Raw genomic sequence first — 7844 nt, forward strand, 5'->3', positions numbered from 1 at the left:
GTCGTCGCCGACCACACCGACCCCGCACCGCCGGACCGCAAGGACGGCGCCGCAGAGACCGGGCGCGCCCGCGCGGGCCGCCGCGCACCAACGCCACCGCCGCCGTCACGCCCGCCCGCCACCGCGGCAACGCGTCGCACAACCGGCCACCATCCGCGCTCACCGGCAACCTATCGCAGCCGATTCTCGAATCTGCCACGCCCGGCCGGCTGCCAATTCCGCCGAAGCCTGCGAAAGGTCGAGCACCATCCCAACGCGCCACCGGCGGAGCATTGCAGCGAATACGCACTCATCGACAGATGGGCGCAGCCGATCACGGCCGACCCGGCCGCTGGCAAAGGCCTGTATGGCCATCGCCGTAGTGCCGAGAGGCATCCGGTACGGCCGGCTGCCCGATGCGGGCGGAAGCGGGTCCCGGAGCAAGCCCGTCAACCGCATCGAAGACCCCTTGTGGCCGCAAGCTCACGCAGACGTGCACGATCGCCGAGGGCCGGTGGACCGTTCTCGCGCGAGAGGTTGATGGCGCTCGGCGAGGCCGGGCTGCGGTGCAGTGGTGGGGAGCCTGGTCCGGCACTACAGATCCGGGGTGGCGATGGGCAGGGCGGCCACGGCGCGGAGACGGGCGTCCGGCGGGAGGTACCAGGCCAGGCCGGCGATGGCGCAGGCCTGCCAGCGGGCGTCGCCGGGGGCCACACGCGGTCGGCGTCACCCTTCGCCGGGCTGCACCACTCCGGCTGAGCGCACCGAAATCGGCAACGGGCCGGGTGCGCGCGCCCGGGCCGGGTAGCCTCCGCCGGGGACACCATCCACAGCGGGGGGTACGCCGTGACCGCACGGCAGGAGTCCGTGAGCCTCGGCCTGGTCGTCGGGGCCCTCGGCGTGGTCTTCGGCGACATCGGCACGAGCCCGATCTACACGCTGCAGACGGTCTTCAATCCGCGCGACCCGCACCCGGTGCCGGTGAGTTCCGCCAACGTGTACGGCGTGGTCTCCCTCGTCTTCTGGTCGGTCACGATCATCGTCACCGTCACGTACGTGCTCCTGGCGATGCGGGTGGACAACGACGGCGAGGGCGGCATCCTCGCCCTCATCACCCTGCTGCGCCGCTGGGGCGGGGACGGCAGGGGGCGGACCGCCGCGCTGCTGGCCGGGCTCGGCATCTTCGGCGCCGCGCTGTTCTTCGGCGACAGCATGATCACCCCGGCCATCTCGGTGCTGTCCGCGGTCGAGGGCCTGCGGCTGGTCGAGCCGTCGCTGCAGGAGCTGGTGGTGCCGATCACCGCGGTCATCATCGTGGCCCTGTTCCTCGTCCAGCGGCGGGGCACGGCGACGGTCGGCAGGATCTTCGGGCCGGTGATGATCCTGTGGTTCGTCACGATCGGGGTGTGCGGCGTGGCCGGCATCGCGAGGCACCCGGCGATCCTGAAGGCGCTCTCCCCGACGTACGCGATCGGCTTCCTCGCCGGCCACTTCGGCGTCGCCTTCTTCTCCCTCGCCGCCGTCGTGCTCTGCGTGACCGGGGCCGAGGCGCTGTACGCCGACATGGGCCACTTCGGCCGCAGGTCCATCACCCGCGCGTGGCTCTGGCTGGTGTTCCCGGCCTGCGTGCTGAGCTACCTCGGCCAGGGCGCGCTCGTCCTCGCCGACCCGTCCAACGTCGCCGGCCCGTTCTTCCTGCTCGTGCCCGGCTGGGCCCGCCTGCCGCTGGTCCTGCTGGCCACCGCCGCGACCGTGATCGCCTCGCAGGCGGTGATCACCGGCGCCTACTCGGTGGCGTCCCAGGCCGCCCAGCTGGGCTACCTGCCGCGGATGCGGGTCGCGCACACGTCGGAGGCGCAGATCGGCCAGATCTACGTGCCCTGGATCAACTGGCTGCTGATGGTCTCCGTCCTCACCCTGGTCTTCGCCTTCCGCAGCTCGGCGGCCCTCGCCTTCGCCTTCGGCATGGCGGTCACCGTCACGATCGCCATCACCACCCTGATGTTCTTCTACATCGCCCACCGCAAGTGGCAGGTCCCCGCCTGGCTCCTGGGCGCCGGCGCGGCCGTGCTGCTCACCGTCGACCTGCTCTTCGTCGCGGCCAACCTGACCAAGCTCGTGCACGGCGCCTGGCTGCCGCTGCTCATCGCCCTGACCGCGTTCACCATCATGACCACCTGGCAGCACGGCCGGGTCATCGTCACCGCAGAGCGCAACCGCCGGGAGGGCTCGCTGCGCGAGTTCATCGACCAGCTGCGCGAGGACCCGTCGCTCACCCTCACCGTCCCCGGCACCGCGGTGTTCCTCAACCGCGGCAAGCAGACCGCGCCGCTGGCCATGCGGGCCAACGTGGAGCACAACCACGTGCGCCACGAGCACGTGCTCATCATGTCCCTGGAGGTCCAGCCGGTCCCCCGCGTCCCGCCCGGCGAGCGCATCTCCGTCGACGACCTGGGCTACGCCGACGACGGCATCGTCCACGTCACGGTCCGCTTCGGTTACATGGACACCCCGGACGTGCCGGCGGCGCTGCGCCTGGTGGACCCCGCCCGCACGGAGGGCAGCGCGCACCTGGAGCAGGCCTCGTACTTCCTGTCGAAGATCGAGCTGCGCCGCGGCCACCAGCCGACGATGGCGGCGTGGCGCAAGCGGCTCTTCATCGCCACGTCCTACGTCACCGCCGACGCCGCCGAGCACTTCGGCCTGCCCCGCGAGCGCACGGTCATCATGGGCTCACACATCGAGATATAGCCGCGCTCCCCCGCGAACCCGCCACGCCGTCACGAGGGCGCCGCCGCCAGCGGGAAGGTCACGCGGAAGGTGGTGCCGACGCCCGGGGTGCTGGTGGCCTCGATGGTGCCGGCGTGGTCCAGCACGATCTGGCGCGCGATGGTCAGGCCCAGCCCGCTGCCGCCCGTTTCGCGGTCGCGGGCCGGGTCGGCCCGCCAGAAGCGCTGGAAGATGAAGGGCAGGTCCTCCTCGGCGATGCCGCAGCCGGTGTCGTGGACCTCCACCACCGCGTGCCCGTCGGCCGGGAAGGCGCGCAGCACCACGTGCCCGCCGGGGTCGGTGTACCGCAGCGCGTTGGCGGCCAGGTTGCCCAGCACCTGGCGCAGGCGGTCCTGGTCGCCGTGCACCGGCAGCGGGCCGACGGCCTCGGCGGAGAGGGCCACGCCGGCCGCCTCGGCGACCGCGAGGTGGGCCACCCGGCTGGTCTCGACGAGCTCGGCGAGGTCGAAGCCGGTGCGGCGGTACGCCAGGTGCCCCGACTCCGCGAGGGTGAGGTCCTGCAGGTCGTCGAGGATGCGCCGCTGCAGCAGCACCTCGTCGTGCAGCGACCCGAACAGCTCGCGGGACGGGGGCACCACGCCGTCCTGGAGGGCCTCGAGGTACCCCAGCAAATTGGACAGCGGCGTGCGCAGCTCGTGGGCGACCGAGGCGACCAGGCGGCGCTGCGCCTGCTCGGACTCCTCCAGGGCCTGGGCCATCCGGTTGAACGACGCCGAGAGCTGCCCGACCTCGTCCCGGCCGCCGGTGGGGACGCGGGTGTCGAGGTGACCGTCGGCGAGGCGCCGCGACGCGGCGGTCAGGCGGCGCAGCGGGCGGCTCACGTGCCGGGCCACGACGGCGGTGCCGATCAGCGCCAGGACGAGCACGCCGCCGATCGACAGCAGCGAGGGGCGGGCGACGAGTTGTACCACGTCCTCGTCGACGGCACCGAGGAACAGCTGCAGCGGCTCCGGGGCGAAGCCGGCGACCCGGTCGGCGAAGGCCTGCACGAGGCAGCGTTCCCGCGGCTGGGGGGAGTGGCAGGCGGCGAGCGCCTGCACGTCGCCGTCGCGGGCGATGGCCTGCTCGCGGGCGGCCTGCTCGGTGCACTCGGTGACGGCCGGCTCGGAGCCGAGCCTGGGCAGCGGCACGCCGTACTGGTCCGGCTCGACCGCCGGCGGGGTGAAGCCCCGGGCGGTGGCGCAGCGGGCGTAGACGGCGGACCGGCGGTACCGGTCGAGCTCCTCGACGAGGAAGAGCTCGGACCTCGGGTTGGTGGTGCCGGGGCTCAGCACGAGCGTGGCGCGCGGGTCGATGAGGGTCGGCGGGTGCACCACCGGGCGGGCCGCCCGGTGGGCGAGGTTGTCGCTGTCGACGGTCACCTCGCCGTAGAGGTTGACCAGGCGGATGCGCTGGTGGTTGGCGGCGGCGAGGGTCTTCACCCGCTCGGAGACCCCGGCCCAGGTGCCGTGCCGGCGGGCGTAGGAGCGCACGGTGTCGGCGATATCGGCCACGTGCCGGGTCGCCTCCGCCTGCGACGCGGAGATCTGCCGGGCGGTCAGGCGGAAGCTCAGCCAGGCGGTCGCCCCGATCGCGGCCACGGCCACCACCAGGATCAGGCAGAAGATCCGCAGGCGGAAACTCACGGCGCCTCGAGCGGTTGCGCCTCGGCCAGGCGGTAGCCGCGGCCGTAGACGGTCTGCACGTAGCGCGGCTGCACCGGGTCCGCCTCAAGCTTGCGGCGCAGGTTGACCACGTGGGCGTCGACGGTGCGCTCGGAGACGTCGCGCTCGAAGCCGAACACCCGGTTGATGATCTCGCCGCGGGTGAAGACCCGGCCGGGCTCGCCGGCCAGCAGCTCCAGGATGCCGAACTCCTTGGCGGTGAGCACGACGGCCGCGCCGGCCACCCTGACCTCGAAGCGCCCGGCGTCCACGATGAGGTCGCCGACGGCGAGGACCCGCTGGTGGCCGGGGCTGCCGATGCCGGAGCGGCGCAGCAGGGCCCGGACCCGGGCGGCCAGCTCGCGCGGGCTGACCGGCTTGGTCATGTAGTCGTCGGCGCCGAGGTCCAGGCCGAGCAGCAGGTCCTCCTCGGTGCAGCGGGCGGTGACCAGCAGGATCGCCACGCTGGACTCGGCCCGCACGATCCGGCACACGTCCAGGCCGTCCACCTGCGGCATCATGACGTCGAGCACGAGCAGGTCGGGCTTGCGCGAGCGGCACTGCTCCAGCGCCGCCCGGCCGTTGTGCACGGTGAGCACGCTGTGCCCGTCGCGCTCGAGGTACAGCCGGATCAGCTCGGCCTGCTTCGGGTCGTCGTCGGCGACCAGGATGCGTGCGCTCATCCCGATCATTGTGACCCGGAAATGTGATGATCCTGCGAAATCCGCTTCGGGTATCGATGCGGCAACGACTTCTTCACGAGTTCCCAACCGCCGGGTTCGCACCCTGGCCGACATGTGCGGACTCCTGGTCTTCCTCAGCGCCGACGGCACCGCCGACCGCCCGGCCCTCGCCGCGGCGCTGGAGCGGCTGCGCCACCGCGGGCCGGACGAGACGTCGATGGTCGCCGAGGACGGCGTCGTGTTCGGCTTCGCCCGCCTCGCGATCGTCGACCGGGCGCACAGCCACCAGCCGGGCCACTATCCGGTGGAGGGGCCGCAGCAGGGGCGGTGGACGGTCGTGTTCAACGGCGAGTTGTACAACTACCGGCAGCTGCGCGCCGACCTGGCCCGCGAGCACGGCGCGGTCTTCGCCACCGAGGGGGAGGCGGAGGTCCTTGCCGCGGCGTTGCACCACTGGGGGCCCTCAGCGGTGCGGCGGCTGCGCGGCATGTTCGCCGCGGTGCTGTGGGACGCCGCCGAGGGCACCCTGCACGCGATCCGCGACCCGTTCGGGATCAAGCCGCTGTACCACTTGCGCACCCCGGAAGGCCTGTACCTGGCCAGCGAGAAGAAGGCGCTGCTGCCCTTCGCCGGTGGCGCGGCCCGGATCGGCTCGGCCGCCCTGTCGCATTACCTGACGCTGCAGTACGTCCCGGAGCCCGCGACCCTGCACCCCGCCATCCACCGGCTGCCGGCGGGGCACACGCTGACCGCCGGGCCCGGGCAGGAGCCGGTCATCCGGCGGTACTTCGAGCCCACCCTGCGCCCCGTGCACCGCCCCGCCGCCGAGGCGATCGCCGCGATCCGCGACGCCCTGCGCGACAGCGTCCACGCCCACCTGCAGTCCGAGGTGCCGCTCGGGGCCTTCCTGTCCAGCGGCGTGGACTCCACCGCCGTCCTCGCGCTGGCCAAGGAGCGCCACCCCGGCATCCGGGCCTACACGGCGGGGTTCGACGACCCGCGGTACAGCGAGATCGAGCACGCCGCCGAGACCGCCGCGGCGCTGGGCGTCGAGCTCGTGGCCACCATCGTGCGCGACGAGGACGTCATCGAGGCGCTGCCGCGCATCGTGTGGCACCTCGACGACCCGGTCGCCGACCCGGCGATCGTGCCGCTGTACTTCCTGTGCCGCACCGCCGCCCGCGACGTCACCGTGGTGCTGTCCGGCGAGGGCGCCGACGAGCTCTTCGCCGGCTACGAGATCTACCGCGAGCCCGCCGCCCTGGCCCGGGTGGCAGGCCTGCCCGACCCGCTGCGCCGGGGCCTGCGCGCGGTCGCGGAGGTGCTGCCGGAGGGGGTGCGCGGCAAGAGCTTCCTGCAGCGGGCCACGACGCCGATGGACGAGCGCTACTACGGCAACGCCCGCATCTTCGGCCCCGAGGAGAAGGCCCGGCTGCTGCACGGCCCCGTGAGCCCGCACACCGACGTCACCGCGGCGCTGTTCCAGGCGGCGGAGGGCCTCGACGACGTGAGCATGATGCAGTACATCGACATCCACACCTGGCTGCCGGGGGACATCCTCACGAAGGCCGACCGGATGTCCATGGCCCACTCCCTGGAGCTTCGGGTGCCGTTCCTCGACCGCGCCGTCTACGCGGCCGCGGCCGGCCTGCCGCCAGAGCTCAAGCTCAGCCCGCGGGCCACCAAGTACGCCCTGCGCGAGGCGGTGCGCGGCCTCGTCCCCGACGCCGTGGTCGACCGGCGCAAGCTCGGCTTCCCCACCCCGACCCGGGTCTGGCTGCGCGGCATCGTCGGCGAGTGGGCCGCCGACGTGCTGGCCTCCGCCGCCGTCGGCCACCTCATCGACATCGACCATGTGCAGCGCCTGCTCGCCGCGCACCGGCGCGGGTCGGGCGACCATTCGCGCAAGGTCTGGACCGTGCTGATGTTCTGCCTGTGGTACGGCCAGCAGCCGGCCGGCCGCGACGCTGCACAACCGTCACTCTGGCGGGACGCCCCCGGCGCCGGCACGCTCGCGGCATGGACGTCCGGTTGACGCGCGCTGCCGGCGCCGGCGGTGATCACCACCGGGCATCGCCACCGGGCTATCTGCACTAAGGTGCAGGCGTGAACGCCTCCGGATACGCGCTCGGCATCGACCTCGGCACGCAGCACACGGTCGCCGCGCTGCGCGATCCGGCCGGGCGGCTCGTTCCGGTGCTGTTCGGCCCCTCCCCGCTGCTGCCCTCCGCGGTGTACGCCGGCCCGGACGGACGCCTGCAGACCGGCCTGGAGGCGGAGTGGGCGGCGCAGGGCGACCCGGGCGGCCTGGAGCGGCACCCGAAGCGGCGCATCGACGAGGGCACGGTGTGGCTGGGCGGGCGCGCCTTCGCCATGGCCGACCTGTTCGCGGCCCTGCTGGCCCGGGTGGCCGGGGAGGCCGCGAGGGTCGCCGGCGGCCCGCCCTCGCAGGTCGTGCTGACCCACCCGGCCGACTGGGCCCCGCCGCGCCTGGCCGTGCTCACCGACGCGGCCCGGCGGGCCGGCCTCGGCGCGGTCGCGCTCGTGCCCGAGCCGGTCGCCGCGGCCATCCAGCTCGCGGCGGTCACCGGCCGCCCGCTGCCGGCCGGCCAGTGGCTCGTCGTGTGCGACATCGGCGCCGGCTCGTTCGACGCCACCGTGCTGCAGGCCCAGCCGGCCAGCCTGGTCATCGTGGCCACCGCCGGCCTGCCCGGCGCCGGCGGCCTCGCCCTCGACGCCGCGGTCGTGC

General features: G+C 73.7%; 5 protein-coding genes. 3 read left to right on the forward strand and 2 right to left on the reverse strand.

Annotation, left to right across the window (positions count from 1 at the left end; translation table 11 throughout):
* Positions 1 to 825: 825 nt before the first annotated feature.
* Entirely contained in the window at positions 826 to 2730 is a 1905-nt protein-coding gene (locus AB0M46_RS50265; protein WP_363348680.1) for a potassium transporter Kup, read from the forward strand.
* A 29-nt stretch (positions 2731 to 2759) separates the two neighbouring features.
* On the opposite strand, the gene AB0M46_RS50270 is transcribed toward AB0M46_RS50265, so the two are convergent.
* Together AB0M46_RS50270 and AB0M46_RS50275 are read right to left on the reverse strand one after the other, a co-directional pair.
* Complete coding sequence (locus AB0M46_RS50270; protein WP_363348682.1) at positions 2760 to 4394, reverse strand: ATP-binding protein; 1635 nt, start codon at positions 4392 to 4394, stop codon at positions 2760 to 2762.
* A complete protein-coding gene (locus AB0M46_RS50275) occupies positions 4391 to 5104 on the reverse strand; it encodes a response regulator transcription factor (RefSeq protein WP_363348684.1) in 714 nt (237 codons plus the stop codon). Before AB0M46_RS50275 ends, AB0M46_RS50270 begins: the two co-directional genes overlap by 4 nt.
* 103 nt (positions 5105 to 5207) lie before the next feature.
* Between AB0M46_RS50275 and asnB the strand changes: the two genes are divergently transcribed.
* On the forward strand, positions 5208 to 7130 hold the full coding sequence (gene asnB, locus AB0M46_RS50280; RefSeq protein ID WP_363348686.1) for an asparagine synthase (glutamine-hydrolyzing): 1923 nt from the start codon (positions 5208 to 5210) through the stop codon (positions 7128 to 7130).
* Between the two features lie 71 nt (positions 7131 to 7201).
* Positions 7202 to 7844: Hsp70 family protein (locus tag AB0M46_RS50285; RefSeq protein ID WP_363348688.1), on the forward strand; the 643-nt coding region annotated here is incomplete at its 3' end.

Origin of the sequence: Dactylosporangium sp. NPDC051485 (genome assembly GCF_040682015.1) — a bacterium.
Classification (GTDB): Bacteria; Actinomycetota; Actinomycetes; order Mycobacteriales; family Micromonosporaceae; genus Dactylosporangium.

Coding starts and splice junctions, on each gene's coding strand:
- AB0M46_RS50275 (WP_363348684.1), bottom strand. CDS start 5,104: ATGATCGGGATGAGCGCACGCATCCTGGTCGCCGACGACGACCCGAAG.
- asnB (WP_363348686.1), top strand. CDS start 5,208: ATGTGCGGACTCCTGGTCTTCCTCAGCGCCGACGGCACCGCCGACCGC.